Genomic DNA, 22,767 nt, shown 5'->3' on the forward strand with positions numbered 1-22,767 from the left:
AGGCGGCGCCGCTGGCGGCGGTATGGGACACCTTCGTGGCGGCAGGTGACGTTATCCGGATGCCGCAGCGCACGTGCAGCGCGCCGAGATTCCGCTCGTCGGCCGATTTGCCTCTCGATCGGCGCCCGGGCACATGACGACCGCCCCGCTCGTTGTCAGCGGTCCTCGCCCCAGTTGGCGATGACCACGGCAATCGGTGGGAGCACTGCAGCGACCACCGACATGGCCACGGCTGCCGTCGTCGACCACAGCCGAACCAGGTTCCAGGCCAGCAGGATCAACACCAGGCAAACGCCCATCAGGGCGAAGTACCACCGCCGACGCCGGCGCAGACGCTCGCTCTGCGGTCTGCGCACCCCGCTGGCCGTGACCCGCTGGATTCGTCTCATCGCCACCACCTTCCCCGCTGGCCGTCAGTATGCGGCGTCGCAACGAGCTCGCTGATCGGAAGATCTCTGTGTCCAGCTCGCGGCGGAAAGACGCGACCTCGCACACCGTCGCAATGGTGGATTTGGCGACTCTCAAGGTCCGGCGACGTTCTAGACACGGGAGACGGCCTTCTCCGGTGACGGACCCCCAACATTGGGGGCATTTCCTGAGGCGACCCCCGAAGCTGCGCCTGATGAGCACTATGAGGCTCAGCTGGACAGCCTCGGGAGGGGGAACGATGTCAACGTTGGCCTGGAGCATTTTGTGGGCGGCCGTGGCGGGAGGCATCGGCGGTTTCACGGCGAGGGTGCTGCCGAGAGGTGCAAGTAAGGTCACCGAGACCGCGGCGCCTGCAGAGGCTGGCTGGTTCCTGAGCACCCTCGCCGGCGCTATCGCAGGAACCCTCGCACTGCTCTCTACGGATGAATTCGCCGGGTATGTGTTCGTGGGTCACGGCTCGGATACAAACTCTCTGACACTCGGAGTCGGCGACCTGCTGAGGGCCTTCGGGGTGGGCCTGGTCGGGTTGAAGTGGTTGGTGAACTACCAGGACAGCAAGACACTGCGGATGGCAGTCGCCGAGGCCGCTCAACAACCACCCAATGTTCAGGCGGCGTCGGCGGCGGCCAGCGCCCAACCGCGGGAGGTGCTGCGTGCCGTCCGCGGGCTCTGAGAGGCCAGTCCAGGATGTGCGCATCGCTCTCGTGCTCAACGGTGGCGTGAGCCTCGCCGTTTGGATGGGCGGAGTGACCCACGAGCTTGACCGTCTTCGACGCAGCAGACCAGACATCGCAAGCCCCGCCTCCCCGGCGTGGCAGCGCGTGTGTGAAGTGGCGGGCCGCCACGTCAGCGTGGATCTCGTGGCAGGCACCAGTGCCGGTGGACTCAACGGCACCCTTCTCGCCACTGCCATTGGCCTCGGAGCGCCGCTGCCCGACCTTCGGCAAATGTGGAACGACCAGGGGCGGCTGGTGCGCGGCAAACTGCTTCGGCGTCACCGCCACGACGAGGTCGAGTCCGTACTCGATGGAGGATTCTTCTCGGGCGCCATCGAGAGCGTGGTGGACGGCATAGCTCCAAGCGGGCCTGCCGAAGAAGTCACCTTGCTCGTCACGAGCTCTGCCCTGGGGAGCTCGAGCACTGCAGTTCGCGATGCGCGCAACGTAGCCTTCAATGCCGGCGACCATCGCCGCGTCTTCCTCTTCAAAAGCGAACCTCAGGCATGCACGTTGACTAACGGCGAGTTCGAGGACGACCCCCGCAACGACTTCACCGACGCACGCGACGACCTCTGCCTTGCTGCCCGCGCCTCGGCCGGTTTCCCCTTCGCCTTCACGCCCGTACTTGAGACCGACAGCCTCCACAGTCGTAACGAGGTGGAGAACAGCGGATCCCCGTCGTGGCTGATCGACGGCGGAGTGCTCGACAACGCCCCGTTTGCGCCGCTGCTGAACCGGCTGCGAACCCAGCCTCGAGTCGATGCCGGTACACGATGGATCGTCTATGTCGTGCCGAGTGCCACTGGTCAGGAGACCGAGTCTGGCGGCGGAAGCACTCTGCCTCCACCTTGGACCGGACTACCCGGTCGACTCTGGGGACTCAGCAGGGAGTCGGATCTCCGCGACGACGTCACCGAGCTTCAGCAGCTGAGCGATCGATGGCGGTCGACCGTCCGCCAGCCCGAGTACCACGTCTGCGACGGGGATCCCGGCGCGATCAGGGACCCGCAAGCCGTTACCCAGTCGCTCTGGAATAGTTACCTCATCACCCGAGCGGCGGCCCTCCTTACGCAACTGTTAGATCGGAACGGAACCGCGGACGTGTTGATTGCCGACGATGTCGCCGCGTGCGCCGAGCTGGTGCGTGAGGCCGATCTCAGTTGGCTGCCGACGGACCCTGAACCGACTCGGGAACTGGACGGTGCCCAATGCTGGCAGTGGGGGATCGGCGCGGCACGCCGGATCGCCCTCTGGCTGTCCAGAGATGCGCGCGGCGTCGTCGCCGCAAGAGCCGAACTCTCCCTGGAGGTGCGACAGCTCATCGCCCGGACGGACGCGGAACTCGAGGCCTGGCAGAAGGAATTCGAACTGATCTGGGCGACCACTACAGCGGAGAGTGAAGACGCCGTGTCCGTATTCCGCGCCCTCGACCTGGAGATCCGGACCCGCGGCATGCTTTCAAGCCTCACCGATCGCATGATGGGAATGGTGTCCACTTGGAGTGAGGCGCGAGGCCAGAGCTTGGAGGTCACCTGGCGACGGCTTCTGTGCCTGGAAGTGCTGACCAACAGCCTCACTTGGCAATGGGCCGATGAACCCCCGCCGTTCTCCCTGGTCCTCGTCTCACCGGACTCGGCGTCCGCGTCGCCCGGAGCCGGCGCAGCCTCCGCGAATAGCAAGCTCTACGGCACACGACTGGGACACTTCGGCGCCTTTGGGAGTGACGAATTCCGGGAGTGGGACTGGCTGATGGGTCGCCTGGACGGGGCGACGACCCTCGCCGACGCCCTCCTGCGGCAGCTGTCCGTCCCGACTCAACTGCGTGATGACCTAGTTGAGGATCTGAAGAGCGAGATCTGCGAACAGGCCGGAACCACGCCGGCAGCGATCACCACGAAACTCAATCTGGTGAGTTCCCTGTCCGCCAGTGAACTGATCGCGCTCGCCCGAGACAGCAAGCAGACTGACTTCAACGCAGCAATCGACGATGTCACGACCATGCTCGCCGGATTGCCCCACCTCGGACAGCCTGCTGGTGACGGCGTATGGAGCCGGTTCAAGGGCGCTGCACGCGGGCGGGGAGCAAAGCTGGTGCTGAAGATCGTGAACCGGTGGGCGAAGAGCGTCGTCGCGAAGCAGCGCTTGCCGAGCAGCTGACGGTCTAGCAACCCGTGATACAGGGCTGATCAAGCTAGCCCCCGTCGCGAGCGCGGACAAGCGGTGGAAAGACACACTCAGACGGCCGCTCTCCCAGTTGACCAGGAGAGCGGCCGCTCCGGCGTCAGCCCTTACCGAGGGTGCTACCGGCCTTCGACTTCGCGCCCTTGGATGATCCATTGGACGCGAGGGTCTTGCCCGCCTTCGACAGCGCGGCCTTGCTCGGCTTGCTGCTAGCCATGTCATCACCTCCTCTCACGAACATCATGAGAGGAGCCACCGACAGTGCCAGCGGGGCTACGCGGAGGTCGAGGCGAAGACCTGCGCAAGCTCGCTCTCGTCCAATTCGTGCAGCTTCCGGGCATGCAGTGCGACATCTGCCTTGAGCGAATTGCCACGAAGTGATGCTCGGCAGAACACCTGCCGGTCTTCGGCCTCAGCTCGCTTTACGAGTGGGAGGAAGTTGGCAGTCTGGGTGGTCGACAGCACTCCCACCTGTTCTCCATCGATGTCGACCGCGACGAGCTCGACGGCGGAACGCGGGCGCTTCTCGATGACCGAACGGAGAGAGGCCGCAACCACCTTCTCGCTTCCGTATCGATCGAGCAGGCCGACAAGGTGCTCCATGTAGTCCTCCTCCTTCGTGACCTGGATGGTCGACCCCGGAGGCAGGCTCACACACTCGGTCCCGAATGGATTGGGACACGCGAGGTGATCTGGCAGCGGCAGCGAGAGCGTGACACGCGCCCACGTGTCGTCGACCGAAGCCCGCAGCCACTGCCGTGAGGTAACGACGAGCTCGCCGCCAGGCAGCTCTGCAATGTGGTGGTGATACTTCTTGGCGTCCGGTCGTTCCATATACCCGACGTGCAGGCCGCCGACGTACACGGCGACGGCCCTGCCGTCGTACGGGTTCGTCGGATCGGGAACCAAGACCGCGGGCAGCCGGATCTCAGTGCCAGACTCCGACACCTTGGCGTGCTTGGCGAACAGGGCTCGCAGGTTCGCAGCTCGATACCACTCGCCAGCCACCTCGAGCTGCTGGGTCCGCGGCGACCAAGCCTCAATGCCGAGATTGGACGGCAGCGGCGGGATGTGGTCCGGAGTCCTCTTCGTCTCGACTCGACGAAGGTCCGGCGCCGCCGACAAACGACCAAAATCCCGCTCCACAGACCGATCGATCTCAGCACGCAGCTCGGACTCGATCTTGGCCATCTTCTGCGCATGTGTCGGCTGCGCGGGCGTCGAACGAGAGTGCGAAGCGACCGGCTTGTCGTCCGACTGCGTCTTTGAGACTCGCCACGCCGCCCACACGACGAGGACGACAAAACCCACCCCAAGCACGATCTCCATGGCGGTGATGCTGCCTCACGCTTGGGCGTAGTGATGCCGTTTTCAACGCAATGGCAGGCAAGGATCGCGCGCAGGACTCGGAATTCCGGTGTGGCTCAGACGGCAGCCGACTCCAGACCTAACGCCAGGCTCACCGCGAACGCGGTGGCGCGTCCTCAGTCGGCACGTCGGTGAGGAACCGAGCGACGAGCTCTCGAGTCAGGTGCTCGGCATGCTGTTCGATCTGGTCGAGCCACCAGCGCTGCACGGGAGGAACGAACGCCACACCGACCATCAGCGCCGCCGCGATGCGCTTCTTCCATCGACGCGGCATCAAGAAGTCGTAGTCGCTGGCGTCGATGATGTCCACAGCCGCAATCGTTGCAGCCGGCACCGACAGTGCCTGGACGCGTGCGCGCAGAACCTTGCATCGGATATCCACGCGGCGCTATGACGCACCTATTTGACGCCGCCTGACGAACCTGACGCGCGCGGCATGCTCGGTCCAGAGGCTGGATGCGGGTTCACTTGCGGCATGTATCCGCCGCCAGAGTCGTCGCTCAGCGCGGCGACTGTTCAGCAACTCGATGACCAGTTCTTCACTAGCGACCCCTACGCGTATATCCGGTCGCGAGTGCTGATGCTGCTCGATGAAGCGCGATCGCCCAATACTTCGGTCATGTCAGAGTTCGCCCGGCTGCTCGGCCCGTCGGTAGCTCACTACGCCAGCAGTGATGAGCGGACGCGCAGGCAGCAGGTCGCGGTTGACGCCTTCGCTCTTCGGCACCAAGTCGCTGAGAGCCTGGTACGTCTCTTGCATGTCATCCTCCACCACAAACAAGATGCATGTCATTGGGTCGAACTCGTCGATACACCTATCAAGAATCTCGACGTGATCACGCAGAACCGTGCGACGCTCGATGCTCAAGCTGACCGGGGCGCCGCGGCTCTTCGGTCCGCGCTCATCACTCGCGAGACCCCCTCTGGGGGAGCGTCGGAAGCGCCAACCTGGGAGTCTGAGGGTCGGAGCTATGGGCCGCGGGGCGGCACGGACGAGACTTTGGATCGGGCGCTGGACCTGCACATCGCTTGGATCAACTACGCGATCCGGCTTCTCACCCAGAAGGCACCGGATCTCGACGCGGCGCACAACAAGTTCAAGCACGGGATGGGTCTTCGTCCACAAGACGACGTCCTGACGACCATGACACTCACGCCTCCGAACCCGGAGGGCAATATTCCGTTGAGTGCCCTTACTGGCGATCGGGCGGTCAACCTCTTCGACGGCATCACCACCGAGTTTCTTGCCCGCGCGTCCAGAAAGCACGGGCTCGAGTCCACGCAGATTGCAATGATGCCGACGCCAACCTTGGTCGAGGCGTCCGCACTCGCACACACCTTGGCCCTCTTGTTCCACAACCTCGCATCACGCCACTTCGGCGACCACGAACCCCACGCCGGGCGGGCGATTGCACCTCATCCGGGCTTGTTAGTTGACGGCCCGGTCCCGGGAACCCTGCGTCCGCTCCGGCCGTTCGCGTTGCGCTTCCCGCTCACACTGCCCTTGCGGCCGCTCTCGGAGGGGCAGGCCGTCATGTTCTGGACCAACGGTCACTCAAACAGGATGACCTTCGGCCCGCCGACGACGGGGATCGTGGTCGACGACACCCCGGACGACAACGCGGTTTTTTGACGAAGGCTGACGCTTTAGTCCACCTCTGCGTGGGAATGCATCAGTTTAGACGTGCCAGTGCATGCGCTGAACGCCACAATTCCTGCCCCGGGTGCGGCGGTATGCCGTCGGGTTCGACCGAGGTTGCCGCCGTCACCCCCCGGATGTCCAAGCCTGTTGGTAGGTACAACGACGACCTGTTTCCGGCGCTCGCCGAGGTCGACCAACGCATGCAGCGAGTCTCAAGCTGTTTCGCCAGCCGTCGAGGAGCAGCGAGGCCGAACCTCGACGACTGTCGACTGCGAGTGTTGCGAAAAGCGGATCTCGGGGATCGACGACCACCGCCGCCGCAATGGTTCCTGCCCAGCTGGCTATAGGGCGTGGCTCCGGTGGCACGGGAACGCAGCTGACCCGACCGCCCGAGCAGTCTTCATCACCGAACGTCGGGCAAAGCTCTCTACACCTCCTGTGTCGCCGTGAGCACTTCATCGATCTCACTCTTTGCCGCCCGCACCAGCACGGCCCGGAGTGGTCCGATCAGAAGGATGGACGGCGCAGCAGCAAGTGCTGTCAGTTCTTGGGCGAAGGCGCTAGGCCCCTGGTTCTTGTCATTCGCTAAACCTGTGGATAAGCGATCGGCCTAGGCCGTCGATCCCCTTACCGTTGAGGCATGGTCTCGAAAGACGTCGACAGGGCGATCGACCGCTTCCTGTCAGCCAGTTCCCGCATTCGTAAGGGTTGATCATGCAGCGCTCCCGCATCATGCGGGCAGCGGACGAGGCCCCGAAGCTCTTCGAGGGCAAGCCCTACCAAGTGACCGATTTGTCGGGGACCAACGAGAACGACCTGGACTACTACGTATACGAGCTGGGTCGTGCTCACGACATGGCCGAAGAGATGGCCAAGCCCTTCGGTCACCCAACCGAGATCAAGGAGGCTCTCGCCGCCTTCGACGTCGTAGTCCCGGACTTCAAGAAGACCATTCGCAACCCTCGCACGCACCCGTCCGACGACGCTCGCTTGGACCACGTCGGCTCGATGAGCGCTGCGATCAGGTTCGAGGACGACGGCAGCGTGACGTACCTGGTCGACCCGAGGTACCAGCACCACGATGCAGCCCTCGAACTGCTGAACGTCATCGACAAGTTCCTCCACGAGCGACTGAAGGAGCGTATGGCTGAAGACCCACCCCAGGCGATCGACATCCAGATCGCACGGCGCAACGCCGAGGCTCGAATCACGGCAGAGAGCCAGCCCGGCGCCGGCACGTAAGTGTCGGTAGCGACCCATACGATCGGAGCGTGACTGAATCGCCGGCGGAACCCAGAGAGACCATCGAGTACTCGCCGTGCGGCCCGAGCTCGGAGAAGCTCGTCACCGACGTCGCCAACTTCATGGAGCGTGCCGACGAGATCGTCGAGCACCCACTCGCCCAGCAAACGCCCAACTTCGAAGTCCTGCTCCACTTCGACCCGGCGACCGCTGCGGTCAGCCACTTGAGCATGGACCTGAACAACATCGACAAGGCCACGTGGCTCTATCTGGCCACCGTCATGCGTCCGATCGTGTTCAACCAGGACGACCCGATCAGCTTCGCTAACCTGACGGTCGCCATCGGATTTGAGCACGAACCGCTGCGAGGGCTGCTCAAGACGGGGCGCAAGGAGTTCCTTGCCTGGCAGAAGCACATGTACGTGGGCCAACAGCGCCTGGGCGCTGTTCCCGAGCACCTCCGAGGCCAGCCTCCGGGCACGCTGTCAGCGCTGGCGTTCCAAGAAGTCAAGGAGGGAGTCGAAGGCGAGCCGCTCCGCCAGCCCGTCGACGAGTCGCAGATGGTTCCGGACTACGCGTTCGCCGACATCTACTTCAATGGCCAGGTCTGGCACAGCGACACCGAGAAGGCCGAGACCTACCAGAAGGCCAGCCCGTTGATGAAGGCGTACTACGCCAAGTGCGCTGAGATCAGGACGATCACTGCCATCAAGTACGTGAAGGACCTGCGCACGTTCATCACGGCGATGCGCACCCACGGCCACTCCATCTGATCGAGCTGTCCCCACGTGGTCTGCATGACGGTTGCGGAAAACTGCGGGCCCCATCGTAGTGCTCGGTTCTACGCTCAGGTCATGACTGTCAGCCGGCCTGCGAAGAACCAAGTGAAGGGCGCTCACATGGTGTCCAGCGGGTACATCAGCGCGTGGGCTGATGACAAGAACGTCATCGCTGTACTCGACCTGGAGAAGGGGATCGGATACCACAAGTCCTACAAGAAGGCGACGGTCGTCAGCTACGTCTATGAGCCAGCCTTGATCAGCTACGACCTCGAAGGCGAGTACGCCCGCATTGAGAGCGCAGGCATCCCTGTGATCCAGAAGATGCGTCGAGGGCTCGATTTGACCGTCGATGAGAGGACTCGCCTGATCGAGTTTCTTGAGATGCACCGTTACCGAGGGCGGTACTCCGATCGAGCGGAGGTGAGGGTTCCCGCAGTGGCGGTGATGACTGACGGTTCGGCCAAGGACGTGGAGCTCAGGCTTGGCGACATGATGCTGCTCACCCGCAATCAAGAAACGGGGCCGAGACTCACCGACCTGGGTTTGGATCAGTTGGATTGGACTGTGTGGGAAGGCGACCACATCCCTACTGGCGACGGTGCGGTCATGCTCTGGGGGTCCAGCTCCGATACAGGTGCCGACAACGTCTCCGTCGTCACCTTCCCGTTGTCGCCGACACAGTTGCTCCTGATCGGCGACGATCTCCCGAACGGTGTGCCCTTCAAGACGCGGCTCGCGATGAATTGCCAACGGTGGATTGTCGGGAAGACGGGCAGCCTGAACTTTGAGCAGGCAGCGGTCATAGCTGCTAGCCGCGCCACTTAGCACGCGCCGAGAGCCCAGGGGTCTGCTGCACGAACGGGTGACAGGTTCGACCGCCGTCTCAATTGACCGGGTCATTCTGGGCGGAAAGCCCCACACCCCTCACGCAGGCGCGAGCGTCCGCCCCACCTCGTCGAGCCGGGCGAACAGCCACTCGTGCGCAGGGTCGGCGAGCCGGTCCCGGCCGAACCAGTAGCCCTCGGCCAGTGGCACCTCCCCGAAGGGCGGTTCGACCTGGACGATCGGGCCGCCGGGGCGCACAAGCAGCCGGGCCAGCCGCTCGGGCACGACGCCGACCAGGTCGGTGCCCTCGACCACGAACGGCACCGGGAGCCAGCCGGCGACGACCACCTCGATGCGGCGCTCGATGCCCAGCTCGCCGAAGACCCGGTCGACCGGGGTGAGGGCGCCCGGCCCGAAGGACGCCACCGCGTGCGGCAGCACCGCCAGGTCGTCGAGGGTCAGGGCACCGTCCCGCAGCCGGGGGTGCTGGGCGTCGACCAGGCAGACCATCCGGTCCCGCCACAGCGGACGCGACTCCCCCGGGAAGCCGAAGCCGAGCGGAGCGATCAGCGCGTCGCACTCGTGCAGGATCCGGTCGGAGCTCCGGAGGTCCGGGCCCATGTGGTCGATCGCCAGCCGCACACCGGGCGCGAGCTCGCTGACCCGGCGTACCAGCGGCTCGTGGACCACCGCGATCGAGTAGTCGCTCATCATCATCCGGAAGGTGCGCCGGCTGGTGGCGGGGTCGAAGACCTCGTCGACGCCGAGCGCGCGGCCGATCAGGCGTACGGCGTGCTGCACCTCCGGCAGCAGCTCGACCGCGAACGGCGTGAGCTCGTACTCCCGCCCGCTCCGGGTCAGCAGCTCGTCGTCGAACCGGCGACGCAGCCGGGCCAGCGCGGCGCTCATCGCGGGCTGGCTCAGCGAGAGGCGCTGGCCGGCGCGCGTCACGTTCGCCTCCTCGAGGATCACCTTGAGAGGGAGCAGCAGGTTGAGGTCGGCGCCGCCCAGGGACATGGCGCAAGTCTCGCCCACCTCGACGTGTGACGCACGCAATACCATCAGCGGGTGACCGAGGCCCTGCGCGACGTCGACGCCAACCTGCTGCTGTCGCTGCACGCGCTGCTCGAGGAGCGCAACCTGACCCGGGCCGGCGAGCGGATGACGATGAGCCAGCCCGCCATGAGCGGGGCGCTGGCCCGGCTGCGCAAGCACTTCGGCGACGACCTGCTGGTGCGCACCGGCCGCGGCTTCGAGCTGAGCCCGCTCGCCGAGGAGCTGCGGCCGCTGGTGGCCGAGGCGGTGGAGGCCGCCGAGGCGCTGCTGGGCAACCAGCGGGAGTTCGACCCCACGTCGAGCACGAAGCAGTTCGACGTGAGCATGTCGGAGTACGCCATGACCGTGCTCGCCGAGCCGTTCATCCGGCTGCTCCACGAGCACGCTCCGGGCTGCTCGGTCTCCTTCGACAGCGTGCCGCCCTCGCGCGAGCAGTTCGAGAGCCAGCTGATGCGGCGCGACCTGATCGTCGTGCCCCTCGGGTTCGAGCTCCCCGGCCGGACCCAGCCGATCTTCACCGACGAGCTCGCCTGCGTGGTCGCCCGCGGCAACCGCCACCTGCGCGACGGCGCCCTGACCCTGGAAGACCTCGCCGCGATGCCGCACGCGGTGGCGGAGTTCCTCTCCGCCGGCGAGACGCCCCGGCCGCTCGAGGTCGAGGTCGAGCAGAAGGGTGTCGCCGGGCGGACCGTGCTGGTGCAGGTCACCAGCCTGCTCACGCTGCCCTTCGCGGTGGCCGGCACCGACATGTGCGCGTTCGTGCCCGCCCGGCTGGCCCGCCGCTGCCTCGAGCCGCTCGACCTCGTCATCGCCCGGACCCCGCTCGACACCGTGCGGATCACCGAGGCCGCGCACTGGCACCCGCGCCGCGCCGAGGACCCGGCGGGCGTGTGGCTGCGCCGGCTGCTGTACGACGTCGCCGTCGACGTCGAGGTGGAGCTCGAGGGAGTCTGAGCGGCGGCCGTCGTCGGTCAGCACTCTCCTCGACGCCGCGTCAGCGAGCAGTGCGCACCCGGCTCGCCGCGAAGCCCAGCACCGACGCCGAGGCCATCACCAGCGCCGGCACCAGCGCCGACTCCTCGCCGCCCAGGCCGACCAGCGGTGAGACGGCCGCGCCCAGGGCGAACTGGCTGAACCCCAGGACCGCGCTGCCCGTGCCGGCGACCGCGCGCACCTGCCCCATCGCCAGTGCCGCGGCATTGCCCATGATCCCGCCGTTGGAGACCACAGCCACGAAGACCGCCACGACGTACGTCCACGGCGGGACGTGGGTCGCGGCGAGGGTGACGAACGCGAGCGTGGCGGCCACCTGGACCGAGATGCAGGCCCGCACGAGCCGCGCCGGGTCGACCCGGTCGACCAGTCGGCCGGCCACGGCGCCGGCGGCGATGAGCCCGGCCGCGTTGACCCCGAACGCCACGCCGTAGCCGACGGCGGAGAGGCCGAGGACGTCCTGGTAGAGGAACGGCGAGGCCGAGATGTAGGCCATCATCACCGCGAACGACAGCGCGAAGACCGCGACCGGCGGCCAGTAACCGCGGCAGCGAAGCACGGCGCGCAGCCCCGCGGCGTACGACGTGTGGTCGCTCGCGCGGACCTCCAGCGGACGGGTCTCGGGCACCACGAGCAGCACCCCGGCGAGCATCAGCGCGCACAGCCCCGCGACCGTCCACAGCATCCCGCGCCAGCCGACCGGGCCGGCGAGCACGCCGCCCACGAGCGGCGCGAGCACCGGCGCCACGCCGCCGACGGTGAGCATCAGCGTGAACGCCTTCGCCGCGGCGCGGCCGGTGACCAGGTCGGCGATCACCGCCCGCCCGATCACCATGCCGCCGGCGCCGGCGAAGCCCTGCACCAGACGGGCCGCGGCCAGCACCGGCAGGGACGGGGCGACGGCGCAGGCCACGCCGGCCACGACGCAGACGAGGGCGCTGGCGACCAGCGGACGACGACGGCCGTAGCGGTCCGAGAGCGGGCCCATGACCAGCTGCCCGAGGGCGAGCCCGACGAGGAACGTGGTCAGGGTCAGCTGGACCGCGCTCGCCCCGACCCCGAGGTCCGACCCGAGGTCGGGGAAGCCGGGCAGGTAGAGGTCGGTCGCGACCGGTGCCACCGCGGCCAGCGAGGCGAGGACGAGCAGCAGGGGCAGCCGGATCGGGCGACCGGTCCGCTCGGCCAGGCGCGGGCTGGGGTCGTCGACGGCGCTGCTCACCGGTCGAGTCAAACAGCGCCCCACCGGGTGCGGAACGCACCGTCGGCGATGCCTCCGATCCGCACTGGTGATGCCGGATCACCTTGTGGCGCGGGCCTTCGTGGGGCTGACTGGACGACGACAGCAGCACCTGCACCACCGACAGGAGACCACCGTGACCTGGGATGACGGCACGCCGTACGTGGACCAGCTGGCCGAGGGCGTGCACGCCTACGTCCAGCCCGACGGCGGCTGGATGGTGAACAACTGCGGCGTCGTCGTCGACGCCGGCGGCGCGGCCGTCCTCGTCGACACCACCTCGACCGAGAAGCGCAACCGGGCGGTTCTCGCCGAGGTCGCCACGGTGTCGAGCGGCGCCCCGCGGGCGGCGGTCAACACCCACCACCACCCCGACCACACCTACGGCAACGGCTTCCTGCCCGTCGAGACCCTCGTCGTCGGCCACGAGAAGTGCCGCGAGATGGTGCTGGCCGCCGGGCTCGAGGCGACCAACGTGATCACCTCGCCCGACTACGGCGACCTCACGCTCCGCCCGCCGGAGGTCACCTTCTCCGACCGGATGACGATCCATCTCGCGGACTTCCCGGTCGAGCTGCGCCACGTCGGCGGGCCGGCACACACCACCAACGACGTCCTCGTCTGGCTGCCCGAGCAGAAGGTGCTGTTCAGCGGCGACCTCGCGTTCAACGGCGGCCAGCCGTTCGTGCTCGAGGGCTCGATCGCCGGCTTCCGCCGCGCGATCGCGCAGATGCAGGAGCTCGCGCCGGAGGTGCTCGCCCCCGGCCACGGGCCGGTCTGCCGGGGCGAGGAGGTGCCGCGGCTGCTGGCCGACATGGACGGCTACCTCGCGTTCGTCGAGGACGTGGCCGCCGCGTCGTACGCCGCCGGCCTGACTCCCCTCGAGGCCGCGCAGAAGAACCGCGACAACCCCTACCGCGACTGGGCGGAGACCGAGCGCTTCGTCGGCAACCTGCACCGGGCCTACTCCGAGCTGCAGGGCAACCCGGTCGACACCCGGCTGACCGTGCCGTCGGTGTGGCCGGACATGGTCACCTTCCACGGCGGCCCGATCGCGTGCCACGCATGAGCGGTCCCACCGCCGCCCCGCGCCGCGTCGTCACCGGCCACACCCCCGGGGGCGTCTCGGTCGTGCTCTCCGACGGCCCGGTCCCGGTCAGCAAGGAGCTGCCCGACGACGGGGTCTCCTTCCACGAGGTCTGGTGCACCGAGGGCGCACCCGCGCCGATCACCGCGGTCGAGGACGAGCCGACCAGGCGCGCGCTGGCCGTGCCGCCGCCGGTGCGCGGCACGCGGATCCGCGTCAACGAGTTCCGTCCCGGCCACCTCGACGAGCGGGGGCTGCAGTCGCCGGTGCACCGCACCGCCTCGGTCGACTACGGGATCGTCCTCGAGGGCGAGATCACCCTCGTGCTCGACGACTCCGAGGTGACGCTGCGGGCGGGTGACGTGGTCGTCCAGCGTGGCACCGACCACGCCTGGGCCAACCGCGGCGACACCACGGCCCGGGTGGTCTTCGTGCTCGTGGACGGCGAGCTCGACCCCGGCCTCGCCGCGACCCTGCCCGGCGGGCTCGCCGGACTCATGCACGGCGGCCCTCGGGACTGAGGTCAGCCGCCGAGCTGCTCGTCGAGCACCCGGACCATCGGCCACGCGCCGTCGGACCAGTTCGCGATGACCGTGCACGTGGTCGCGGACCCGGGCCGGTGCACGCTCGCGAACGAGACGCCCGCGTCGTACCCCTCGAGGAAGACACCGTCGCCCGTCGCGTGCAGGTGGAAGCCGAGGCCGTAGCGCCGCGACTCCTCGGGCCAGTCGGTGCGTGGCCGCACCATCTCGGCGACCCGCTCGAGCGGGACGATCCGCCCGGCCCAGAGCGCCTCCCAGAGGGCGCTCACGTCGGCGACGGTCGAGTAGGCGCCCCCGTCGCCGTTGCCGCGCACCGGCAGGTGGAGCACGTTGGTGCGCAGGCCGTCCACGGACAGGAAGCCGCGGGCGGCGCGTCCGGGCAGCTCGTCCGAGCGCAGGTACGCCGTGTCGACCATGCCTGCGGGCTCGCAGACGAGGGTGCGCACCAGCTCGTGGAACTCCACGCCGGTCGCCCGCTCGGCCAGGAGTGCGAGCAGGACGTAGCCGGCGTTGTTGTAGGAGAACCCCTGGCCGGCGCGGAACACGGTCTCGTGCCCGTCCAGCGCCGGCAGGAACTGCTCGGTCGTCGCGAGCTCGTGGACCGGCACCGTCAGGACGTAGCTGCTGACGTCGTCGTGCTCGTCCTCGTCGAGATAGTCACCGATCCCCGACCGGTGGGCCAGCAGGTGCTCGATCGTCACGTCGTCGGCGACCAGGGGCAGGTCGTCGCCGAGCAGGGAGCGGGCGGTGGTGCCGAGCCCGAGCGTGCCCCGCTCGACCAGGCTCATCACCATCAGCGCGGTCAGCGTCTTCGACCCGCTGGCGACGGCGAGCTGGGTGTCCACCGTGTTGGGGACCCGGTGGGCGCGGTCGGCGAGCCCGTACGCCGTGCACAGCTCGGTCTCGCCCGAGCGGTCGACGCGGACCACGCCGGAGAACCCCGAGCGCTCCGCCGCGTCGTCCACCGCGTCCTGGAGTGACTGCATCGCCCCGAAACTACCGCGATCGCGATGAGTCAGGGCCCTGAACCGGGTCGGTACCGGTGACGTACTTGGAGGTGAGAGGAGGTGGGGACGATGAACACCGAACGGCACGCCTGGTGGTCCACCCGGGTCGTGACACTCGCCGAGCGGCGTACTCCCCCGGTCTGCGGCTGCGGCCAGGACCTCGACGCCTGCACCCGGACGCACTGCCCGCGTTGCGGCGCCTGCCTCACCCGGTACGCCGCGTGACCCGCGCGTCCAGGCTCTCGGCCTCGAGCTCGATGTAGCGCTGGGTCAGGACGCGCCAGATCCGGGCGGCGACCGGACCCATCGGCCCGGTCTGCTCGATGCTGAGCGTGACCCGGCAGCCCTCGCCGTCGGGCACGACCTCGTGCCGGCCGATGGTCTTCAGGCCGGGGCCACCGGCCTCCCAGGTGAAGCTGCGGCCGGGCACGACCTCGGTCACCTCCCAGGTCGCCCGCGGCAGCTTCGGCTGGCGGACCTTCGCGCGCGAGCCGACGCGGAGCGGCCCGTCGTCGAGGCGCTCGACGTGGTCGACCGTCGGTGTCCACTCGGGCCACCGGGCCACGTCGAAGAGGACGTCGACGACCGGCTGGACCGGCGAGTCGATGTGTCGGGTGGTGCTGAACAACCTGTTCATCCCTCCACGGTGCCCGCAGCGGGGGCCGCTCGGGAAGGCCGTTCGACCCGTCGTCGTCTCACTGGGTGTCCCGGCTGGGGGCGGAGCGCACCCATCCGGCCGAGCGGGTCGTCGAGTCCGCGCACCATCCGCGGCCTCATCCCTCGATGCGGATCGAGTCGAGGACGGCCTGCAGCTCCGCACGCGCCTCGGCCGAGCGGGGGGAGAGGTTCTGGGCCACGAACACCTGGCGCCGACCCCCCACGTCGAGCACGTAGACACTCGCGACCGCGTCGGCGTGGAGCACGAAGTAGTTGTCGGCAGCCTGGCTGAACCAGATCTGGAGCCCGAGGACGCCGTCGTCGGCCAGGCGGCACGATCCCAGGTCGAGGTCCTCGGGGACCCTGAGATCGACCCGGGTCGCCGGGTGGCCGCCCAGGGAGGTGTGCACCGGCCTGCCGGTGCTCGGCCCCGACTGCCTGCGCAGCGCCGTGACCAGGTCCCGGACCCGGGGGCCCACTGCCTGGGCGTCACCCTCACTGCGACACGCGTCGCCGTAGATCTCGTCGACCACGGCGGCCTCGAGGATGAGCTCCTCGCCGGGCCCGCGGTGGTAGATGTGGCCGTACTGGACGGACCAGCCCTTCGGGAAGGCGATCGTGAAGTCCGCGGCCGACCAGGGGGAGGCGGGGATCCGGTAGGCACCCGGCTGGATCGTCTCCTCCGTCGCCCCGTCCCCGGACGGCATCGAGCGGAGCGTGGGGGATGGTGAGACCGGCGACACCGGCGAAGGAGAGCCGTGGTCGGCGCCGGCCAGGAGCGAGCTGCCGGCCGCGACGGCGGCGATGACGGCGGCGGCAGCGGCCGCCACCAGCATGGTGCGGGTCCGGCGTCGCTGCGCCCCGCGGTGCTCGATCGCGGCGAAGTCGGGCGGCTCCGCCGCGTCTGCCGCGGCGGCTGAGACGTCGGCTCCCAGGAGCCGGTCGAGATCAGGCATGAGGGGCCTCTTCGCTGGAGTCGGAGTTGTCGGTGAGCAGGACGGCGAGCGCGGCACGTCCCCGGGACAGCCGCGCCTTGACGGTGCCGACCGGTGACCCCGTGACCTCCGCGACCTCGTGGATCGGGAGATCCGCCAGGTAGTGCAGCGCGATCGCCTCGCGCTGGGCGACGGGCAGCTGTCGGAGCGCTGCGACCAACGCCAACCGATCGTCGTCGAGTGCCGGGTGACGGACCTCGTCACGTCCTCGGACGAGAGCCAGCCGTCCCCGGCGGAACCGGGTGCGGCTCACGTTGACGGCGACCCGACGCAGCCACGCCTCCGGGTTGTCGAGATGCACGAAGGTGCGCTGGTGCTGCACGGCGCGCGCGAACGCCTCCGCGACCACCTCCTCCGCCTCGGTCAGGTCCCCGCACACGCCGTACAGCTGCCCGACCAGGCGGCGGTACGACGCCTCGAACACGGCGCGCACCATCTCGGTGTCACTCATGTCCTCACGACCCGTGAGCGGCGGCAAAGGTTGCGCACACATGGCTTGTCTACCCGACGCGGATCGAGCCGAGAACCGTCTTCAGCTCAGCGCGGTCCTCCGGCGTCGGGGAGACCTGCTGCGTCACGAAGACCTGGCGCTCGCCGCGCACGTCGAGGACGTAGACGTGCGCCGTGCCCCCGGCCCGCAGCACGAAGTACTTGTCCGCCGGCTCGTTGTACCAGAGCTGGAGGCCGAGAACGCCGTCATCGGCCAACCGGCAGTCCTCCAGGTCGAGGCCCTTCGGCACCCTGAGGTCGACCCGGGTCGCCGGGTACCCGCCCAGCGTGGTCTCCACCGGTTCGCCCGCCGCCGGGCCCTCCTGCTCGAGCAGCGCGGTGACCAGGTCGTCGACGCCGGGCCCGACCGCCGTGGGGATGCCCTCTCCGCGGCACGAGTCCGTGTAGACCTCGTCGACGTCGACGGCGTAGAGCTCGCCGGTCTCGCCCCGCTCGTCGTTCTGGTGGTAGACGTGGCCGTACTGGACCGTCCAGCCCTCCGGGAGGACGACCGTGAAGTCGACGGCCGACCACTCGGAGCTCGGGATGCGGTAGCTGCCCGGCTCTATCGGTTCGTCGGCATCCCCATGGCCGACCGGCATCGAGAGGAGCCCGGACGAGGGGGTTGCGGGTGATGGCGCGGACCGGGAGTCGGCGGACGAGCCGCCTTCGCAACCCGCGAGCCCCCCGAGCAGCAGCAGTCCGGCCACGAGGGCCGGGCGGCTCAACGCGGCCGCACGCGTCTTGTTCTCTGTCATGCACGCACGACCCATGAGCCTGCCGAAAGGTTGCATCCGCACGACCACCTCGGTCGTGGCAGGTCAGACGCCGGCGGTCCGCGGGTCGTCAGGACAGTCGCGCCCGCAGCTCGTGGTCCCCCGGCCCGGCGGTGGTCGTCGTCCCGTCCGGCAGCACCACCTCGGCCGAGCAGCCGGGTGGCACGGTCACCTCGAGCGCGAGGTCCTCGTCCTCGAGGCGCCAGGCGACGGCCACGCGTCCGTGCGGGCTGTCGTGCTCGGCCCGCGCCCAGGTCAGGCCGCCACCGGGCCTCGGCCGGACCCGGAACGACCGCCAGGTCGGCTCGAGGCGTTGCAGGCCGGCGACGTACCGGTGCAGGAACGAGATCACCGCGCCCTTGGAGTAGTGGTTGAGGGACTCGTGCGGCACTCCGTCCTCGTCGACACCCTCCCAGCGCTCCCACACGGTCGTGGCGCCGCGGTCGATCATGGCCAGCCAGGACGGCGAGCGGTCCTGCAGGAGCAGCTCGTAGGCGAGGTCGGCGTGGCCGTGGTCGGCCAGCACCGGCAGCAGGTCGGGCGTGGCCAGGAAACCGGTCCCGAGGCGGGTGCCGTTGTCGCGCACGAGCGCGGCGAGCCGGTCCGCCACGGCCTGCCCGGCCCCCTCCGGCAGCAGCCCGAACCGCAGCGCCCGCACCAGGTTGGCCTGGGTCGTGGGGACGGGCAGCCCCTCCCCGGACAGGAACTCCGCGCGCCAGGCAGCCACGACCGCCTGGTGCAGCTGCTCGTAGCGCGCGGCCTCCGCCGTGCGGCCGAGGACGCGGGCGACCCGCGCGACGTGCAGCGCCGTCCACGCGAAGTAGGCCGTCGCCACGTCGGACTTGTCCGCCGCCCGGAAGGCGGCGAAGTCGCTCAGGTCCTCGCCCGGCACCAGCCACTCGCCCCAGTGGAAGCCCGCGTCCCAGACGTACCGCTCGTGGGGCGCCGGCTCCGGGCGGGCGGCCGCGCGGGTGGGGTGCCGCTGCTCGGCGGCGGTCCGCTCCACGAAGCCCAGCCACGCCACCATCGAGGGCCACAGCTCCTCGAGCAGCCGGGTGTCGCCGTACTCCTGGTAGATCTCCCACGGCACCAGGACCACCGCGTCGCCCCAGCCCGCCGAGCCGTTGAGCGACTCGAGGAAGCCGACGCTCTCCGCCGGCGGCATGGGCGCCATGTTGCCGACCACGCCGTTGTCCCACTGGCCGGCGGCGAGGTCACGCAGCCACTTGGCCGAGAACCCGGCGACGTCGTAGACGAACGTCGCGGTCGGCGCGAAGAGCTGCCAGTCACCGGTCCAGCCGGCCCGCTCCCGGGTGGGGCAGTCCGTGGGGATGTCGCAGGCGTTGTCGCGGAAGCTCCACACCGCGGCCTCGTGCAGGGCGTCCACGCGGGGGTCGCTGCAAGCGAAGCCGCCGGTACGCCGCAGGTCGGTGTGCACCACGCTGCCGGTGAGGTCGCCGGCCGTGAGCGCGTCGGGGTGCCCCTCGACACGGACGTACTGGAAGCCGTGGGTCGTGAACCGTGGGTCGAAGACGTCGCCCTCGCGGCCGGCCGAGACGACCGTGTCCACCATGCCCGCACGCAGCTCCCGGTCGAGGAACGGCATGTCGAGCGGGCGCAGGTGGTCGGTGGTCACGTCGCCGTCCGGCCCGAGCCACTCCCCGTGGGTGAGCACCAGCCTGGTGCCCTCGGGGCCGAGCCGCCCCAGCCGGACGTGGCCGTTGATGTTCTGCCCGAGGTCGAAGACCTGGCGGCCCGGTCCGAGCGTGCGCACCGAGACCGGCCGGATCTCCTCCACGACCCTCACCGGCGGGGCGGGGGACGTGACGAGCGTGTCGTGGCCGAGGTCCGCGGTGGCGACCGGCAGCCATCCCCCGCCGGCGTGCCCGGGCTCCGACCAGCCGTCCCGGACCAGGCGGCGGTCCTCGGCCTGCCCCTCGACCAGGTCGGCGGCGGTGACGTGCGAGGCGGCGCTGCGCCAGGTGGCGTCGGTCCCGGCGACCGTCACCGAGCCGTCGGGGTGGTCGACGTGCAGCTGGGCGAGGAGCGCGGTGCGTCCACCGAACTGGTCGAAGGAGCGCAGCACCCCGACCTGCCCGCGGTACCAGCCGTCGGCGAGGACGGCGCCGAGCGCGTTGCGGCCCTCGCGGACCAGCGCGGTCACGTCGTAGGCCTGCACCTGGACGCGGCTGCGGTACTCGGTGAAGCCCGGCGCCAGCTCGAGGTCGCCGACCCGGTGGCCGTTGAGGTACGGCTCGTAGAGGCCGTGCGCCGTCACGTACAACCGGGCGGCGAGCACCGGCTTGTCGACGTCGAGCTCACCGCGCAGCAGGTACGCCGGGCGGAAACCGGGCCCGGCGACCTCGTCCTCGGCGGGGCGGACCCAGTCGGCGGTCCAGTCCTCCGCGTCGAGCAGGCCGGTCTCGAGCACGGCCTCCTCCGACCAGCCGACGTCGCCCTGGTCGGTCCACACCCGGACCCGCGCCGTACGCCGCTCCCGCGAGCGCAGCGGCCGGCCGGGCCACGGCACCAGCACGTTGTCCGGCGAGTCCACGCGCCCGGTGGTGGTGCCGTCGTCGAGCTCGATCTCGTAGGCCTTCTGCTCGACCGCACCCGGCGGCAGGGTCCAGGAGAGCCTCGGCTGCCGGTCGCCGACGCCGAGGGGTTCGTCGAGGTGCTCCACGCGCAGCTGCATGCCGTCAGCCTCCGGCACCCCGGAGGCGGGGGCCAATCACCAGGACGGACGACAGGTATCGGTCCCGACGATGACGGCGCCCGGCGCCGGACCGCTACCGGTGGTCGGCGAAGAACGCGTCGAGCAGCGCCGTCGACTCCTCTGCCAGGACGCCGCTCACCACCTCGGGCCGGTGGTTGAGCCGCCGGTCGCGGACCACGTCCCACAGGCTGCCGACGGCTCCGGCCTTCTCGTCGAAGGCGCCGAAGACGACCCGCTCCACCCGGGACAGGACGGCGGCGCCCGCGCACATCGTGCACGGCTCGAGGGTCACCACGAGGGTGCAGCCCTCGAGCCGCCACTCGCCGCGGGCCTTCGCGGCCTCGCGCAGGGCGACCACCTCGGCGTGGCCGGTGGGGTCGGACTCGGCCTCGCGGACGTTGCGGCCGCGGCCGACCACCGCGCCGGTCGGGTCGAGGACGACGGCGCCGATCGGCACGTCGCCGGTGACGAGGGCAGCGCGGGCCTCGGCGAGCGCGGCGAGCATCGGCTCACGCCACGCGGCGTGGGGTGCGGACATCCGGGCTCAGGCGCTGGTGAGGCCGACGGCGTCGTCGAAGAGCTGGCCGAAGCCCAGCCGGCGGGCCACGTCGGAGAGCATCTCGTCGGGGTAGAGCTCGAAGTCGTCGATGAGGACCGCCATGTCCATGGCGTGCATGCCGAGGTCGCCCAGCAGGTCGAGGTCGCCGGCCGGCACCTGGTCGTCCTCCTCCTCGACCTCGGGCAGGGCGAGGAACTCGACGACCGAGCGGGCGAGGTCCCACTCGTCGGCCGCGGTCACGTCGGAGAGCAGCACCCGCGTGGTGGCCCCGGCGACGCGGACGATGATGAAGAAGTCCTCGTCCATGGCGACCAGGCCGACCGCGCCGCCGTCGCCCGGGAAGCGGCGCAGGGCGTGGGCCAGGGTGGTGATGTCCTCGAGCACGTCGTGGGCGAGCTCCTGCACCTGCCAGACGCCCTCCTCGCGGTAGGCGGCGAGGGCGAAGTCGACTCCGTCGATCTCGTCGGCCATGTCACTCCTCCGATCCAGCCATCCGTGTCGCGTGGGCAGAGTCCAGCCTGACAGACGACACGAGGGGGGCCAACCCCCTTTCGACCCATTCCCGGCGTGTCACGTTGCGTCGGTGCCCACTAGGGTTTGCGCCATGCGCACCCACGTCGTCGACCACCCGCTCGTCGCCCACAAGCTCACCGTCCTGCGCGACGAGACGACCGACTCGCCGACGTTCCGTCGGCTGGCCGACGAGCTGGTGACCCTGCTGGCCTACGAGGCGACGCGCGACGTCCGGGTCGAGGACGTCGACATCGTCACCCCGGTCTCCCCCACCACCGGCGTGCGCCTGGCCACCCCCAAGCCGCTCGTGGTGCCGATCCTCCGGGCCGGTCTCGGCATGCTCGACGGGATGATGCGGCTGCTGCCGACCGCCGAGGTGGGCTTCCTCGGGATGGTCCGCAACGAGGAGACGCTGGAGGCGTCGACGTACGCCGAGCGCCTGCCCGACGACCTCTCGGGCCGTCAGTGCTACGTGCTCGACCCGATGCTGGCCACCGGCGGCACCCTCGCGGCGGCGATCAGGTTCCTGACCGACCGCGGCGCCGACCACATCACCGCGATCACCCTGCTGGCCGCGCCCGAGGGTTGCGAGCGGCTGGAGCAGGAGCTCGCCGGGCTCGACGTCCCGGTCACGGTGGTGACCGCCGCGATGGACGAGAAGCTCAACGAGAAGGGCTACATCGTCCCGGGTCTCGGTGACGCGGGTGACCGGCTGTACGGCGTCGCCGGCTGACGGGTGGATGAGTCACCGGTGAACCGGTGACTCAGCCCGGGAAGATCCTGACCGTGCCGGTCGCGACCAGGACCAGCAGCACCAGGACCAGCACGCCGAGCACGGCGTAGGTCCACTCCTTGCTGACCCGGCTCTCGTCGGACTCGGGGGCGTCGTAGCGGTGACCGTCGGGGCGCGCGAAGCGGTCCTCGTCCTCGTCTGGCATGCCCGTCCAACGAG

25 protein-coding genes are annotated in these 22,767 nt (G+C 69.5%); 11 read left to right on the plus strand and 14 right to left on the minus strand.

Annotation, left to right across the window (positions count from 1 at the left end; genetic code table 11):
* Nucleotides 1–155 precede the first annotated feature (155 nt).
* Nucleotides 156–389: a DUF3099 domain-containing protein gene (locus ACFO9I_RS14160; RefSeq protein ID WP_379181902.1), complete on the minus strand. Its 234-nt coding sequence runs from the start codon at nt 387–389 to the stop codon at nt 156–158.
* Between the two features lie 278 nt (nt 390–667).
* Between ACFO9I_RS14160 and ACFO9I_RS14165 the strand changes: the two genes are divergently transcribed.
* Both ACFO9I_RS14165 and ACFO9I_RS14170 read left to right on the plus strand, forming a co-directional pair.
* Entirely contained in the window at nt 668–1,102 is a 435-nt protein-coding gene (locus tag ACFO9I_RS14165; RefSeq protein ID WP_379181904.1) for a hypothetical protein, read from the plus strand.
* The gene (locus ACFO9I_RS14170; protein ID WP_379181906.1) at nt 1,032–3,305 is read left to right on the plus strand and encodes a DUF3376 domain-containing protein; all 2,274 of its coding nucleotides are present in this window, start codon (nt 1,032–1,034) and stop codon (nt 3,303–3,305) included. The genes ACFO9I_RS14165 and ACFO9I_RS14170 overlap by 71 nt, the downstream gene beginning before the upstream one ends.
* Before the next feature lie 297 nt (nt 3,306–3,602).
* Here ACFO9I_RS14170 and ACFO9I_RS14175 read toward each other — a convergent pair whose 3' ends face one another.
* Entirely contained in the window at nt 3,603–4,658 is a 1,056-nt protein-coding gene (locus ACFO9I_RS14175) for a hypothetical protein (protein ID WP_379181908.1), read from the minus strand.
* A gap of 130 nt (nt 4,659–4,788) precedes the next feature.
* A complete protein-coding gene (locus tag ACFO9I_RS14180; protein ID WP_379181910.1) occupies nt 4,789–5,007 on the minus strand; it encodes a hypothetical protein in 219 nt (72 codons plus the stop codon).
* Nucleotides 5,008–5,172: 165 nt separating this feature from the next.
* On the opposite strand from ACFO9I_RS14180, the gene ACFO9I_RS14185 reads away from it, so the two are divergent.
* The 4 genes from ACFO9I_RS14185 (at nt 5,173) to ACFO9I_RS14200 (ending at nt 9,188) form a co-directional block, all read left to right on the plus strand.
* Nucleotides 5,173–6,330 carry a hypothetical protein gene (locus tag ACFO9I_RS14185; RefSeq protein WP_379181912.1) on the plus strand — a complete coding sequence of 386 codons (1,158 nt, stop codon included), beginning with the start codon at nt 5,173–5,175 and terminating at the stop codon, nt 6,328–6,330.
* A gap of 723 nt (nt 6,331–7,053) precedes the next feature.
* A complete protein-coding gene (locus ACFO9I_RS14190; RefSeq protein WP_379181914.1) occupies nt 7,054–7,581 on the plus strand; it encodes a hypothetical protein in 528 nt (175 codons plus the stop codon).
* Nucleotides 7,582–7,610: 29 nt separating this feature from the next.
* A complete protein-coding gene (locus ACFO9I_RS14195; protein ID WP_379181916.1) occupies nt 7,611–8,354 on the plus strand; it encodes a hypothetical protein in 744 nt (247 codons plus the stop codon).
* A gap of 81 nt (nt 8,355–8,435) precedes the next feature.
* A complete protein-coding gene (locus tag ACFO9I_RS14200) occupies nt 8,436–9,188 on the plus strand; it encodes a DUF4238 domain-containing protein (protein ID WP_379181918.1) in 753 nt (250 codons plus the stop codon).
* Nucleotides 9,189–9,287: 99 nt separating this feature from the next.
* On the opposite strand, the gene ACFO9I_RS14205 is transcribed toward ACFO9I_RS14200, so the two are convergent.
* Complete coding sequence (locus tag ACFO9I_RS14205) at nt 9,288–10,205, minus strand: LysR family transcriptional regulator (RefSeq protein WP_379181919.1); 918 nt, start codon at nt 10,203–10,205, stop codon at nt 9,288–9,290.
* Nucleotides 10,206–10,256: 51 nt separating this feature from the next.
* Here ACFO9I_RS14205 and ACFO9I_RS14210 point away from each other — a divergent pair, with 51 nt between their 5' ends.
* Nucleotides 10,257–11,198 carry a LysR family transcriptional regulator gene (locus tag ACFO9I_RS14210; RefSeq protein WP_379181921.1) on the plus strand — a complete coding sequence of 314 codons (942 nt, stop codon included), beginning with the start codon at nt 10,257–10,259 and terminating at the stop codon, nt 11,196–11,198.
* A gap of 40 nt (nt 11,199–11,238) precedes the next feature.
* Here ACFO9I_RS14210 and ACFO9I_RS14215 read toward each other — a convergent pair whose 3' ends face one another.
* Nucleotides 11,239–12,456: a multidrug effflux MFS transporter gene (locus ACFO9I_RS14215; RefSeq protein ID WP_379181923.1), complete on the minus strand. Its 1,218-nt coding sequence runs from the start codon at nt 12,454–12,456 to the stop codon at nt 11,239–11,241.
* A 154-nt stretch (nt 12,457–12,610) separates the two neighbouring features.
* Between ACFO9I_RS14215 and ACFO9I_RS14220 the strand changes: the two genes are divergently transcribed.
* A complete protein-coding gene (locus ACFO9I_RS14220; RefSeq protein ID WP_379181925.1) occupies nt 12,611–13,543 on the plus strand; it encodes an MBL fold metallo-hydrolase in 933 nt (310 codons plus the stop codon).
* On the plus strand, nt 13,540–14,082 hold the full coding sequence (locus ACFO9I_RS14225) for a cupin domain-containing protein (RefSeq protein WP_379181927.1): 543 nt from the start codon (nt 13,540–13,542) through the stop codon (nt 14,080–14,082). The genes ACFO9I_RS14220 and ACFO9I_RS14225 overlap by 4 nt, the downstream gene beginning before the upstream one ends.
* 2 nt (nt 14,083–14,084) lie before the next feature.
* Here the strand turns inward: ACFO9I_RS14225 and ACFO9I_RS14230 are convergent, their stop codons facing one another.
* The gene (locus ACFO9I_RS14230) at nt 14,085–15,089 is read right to left on the minus strand and encodes a serine hydrolase domain-containing protein (protein ID WP_379181929.1); all 1,005 of its coding nucleotides are present in this window, start codon (nt 15,087–15,089) and stop codon (nt 14,085–14,087) included.
* Nucleotides 15,090–15,179: 90 nt separating this feature from the next.
* Between ACFO9I_RS14230 and ACFO9I_RS14235 the strand changes: the two genes are divergently transcribed.
* Complete coding sequence (locus ACFO9I_RS14235) at nt 15,180–15,335, plus strand: hypothetical protein (RefSeq protein ID WP_379181931.1); 156 nt, start codon at nt 15,180–15,182, stop codon at nt 15,333–15,335.
* Here the strand turns inward: ACFO9I_RS14235 and ACFO9I_RS14240 are convergent.
* The 7 genes from ACFO9I_RS14240 to ACFO9I_RS14270 form a co-directional block, all read right to left on the minus strand.
* Nucleotides 15,316–15,747: an SRPBCC family protein gene (locus ACFO9I_RS14240; protein WP_379181933.1), complete on the minus strand. Its 432-nt coding sequence runs from the start codon at nt 15,745–15,747 to the stop codon at nt 15,316–15,318. The two genes, ACFO9I_RS14235 and ACFO9I_RS14240, sit on opposite strands and share 20 nt — an antisense overlap.
* 136 nt (nt 15,748–15,883) lie before the next feature.
* Nucleotides 15,884–16,723, minus strand: a complete 840-nt coding sequence (locus ACFO9I_RS14245; RefSeq protein WP_379181935.1) for a hypothetical protein — start codon at nt 16,721–16,723, stop codon at nt 15,884–15,886.
* Complete coding sequence (locus tag ACFO9I_RS14250) at nt 16,716–17,213, minus strand: RNA polymerase sigma factor (protein ID WP_379181937.1); 498 nt, start codon at nt 17,211–17,213, stop codon at nt 16,716–16,718. The genes ACFO9I_RS14245 and ACFO9I_RS14250 overlap by 8 nt, the downstream gene beginning before the upstream one ends.
* 49 nt (nt 17,214–17,262) lie before the next feature.
* Nucleotides 17,263–17,853 carry a hypothetical protein gene (locus ACFO9I_RS14255; protein ID WP_379181939.1) on the minus strand — a complete coding sequence of 197 codons (591 nt, stop codon included), beginning with the start codon at nt 17,851–17,853 and terminating at the stop codon, nt 17,263–17,265.
* Nucleotides 17,854–18,097: 244 nt separating this feature from the next.
* Complete coding sequence (locus ACFO9I_RS14260; RefSeq protein WP_379181941.1) at nt 18,098–20,722, minus strand: family 78 glycoside hydrolase catalytic domain; 2,625 nt, start codon at nt 20,720–20,722, stop codon at nt 18,098–18,100.
* A 94-nt stretch (nt 20,723–20,816) separates the two neighbouring features.
* A complete protein-coding gene (locus ACFO9I_RS14265; protein ID WP_379181943.1) occupies nt 20,817–21,281 on the minus strand; it encodes a nucleoside deaminase in 465 nt (154 codons plus the stop codon).
* Nucleotides 21,282–21,287: 6 nt separating this feature from the next.
* A complete protein-coding gene (locus ACFO9I_RS14270; protein WP_379181945.1) occupies nt 21,288–21,773 on the minus strand; it encodes a tRNA adenosine deaminase-associated protein in 486 nt (161 codons plus the stop codon).
* A 133-nt stretch (nt 21,774–21,906) separates the two neighbouring features.
* Between ACFO9I_RS14270 and upp the strand changes: the two genes are divergently transcribed.
* On the plus strand, nt 21,907–22,548 hold the full coding sequence (gene upp / locus ACFO9I_RS14275; RefSeq protein ID WP_379181947.1) for a uracil phosphoribosyltransferase: 642 nt from the start codon (nt 21,907–21,909) through the stop codon (nt 22,546–22,548).
* Between the two features lie 31 nt (nt 22,549–22,579).
* Here the strand turns inward: upp and ACFO9I_RS14280 are convergent, their stop codons facing one another.
* Complete coding sequence (locus tag ACFO9I_RS14280; RefSeq protein WP_379181949.1) at nt 22,580–22,753, minus strand: hypothetical protein; 174 nt, start codon at nt 22,751–22,753, stop codon at nt 22,580–22,582.
* Nucleotides 22,754–22,767: the final 14 nt, after the last annotated feature.

The organism is Nocardioides sp. GCM10023255, from assembly GCF_042653125.1.
In the GTDB taxonomy this organism is placed as follows: domain Bacteria; phylum Actinomycetota; class Actinomycetes; order Propionibacteriales; family Nocardioidaceae; genus Nocardioides.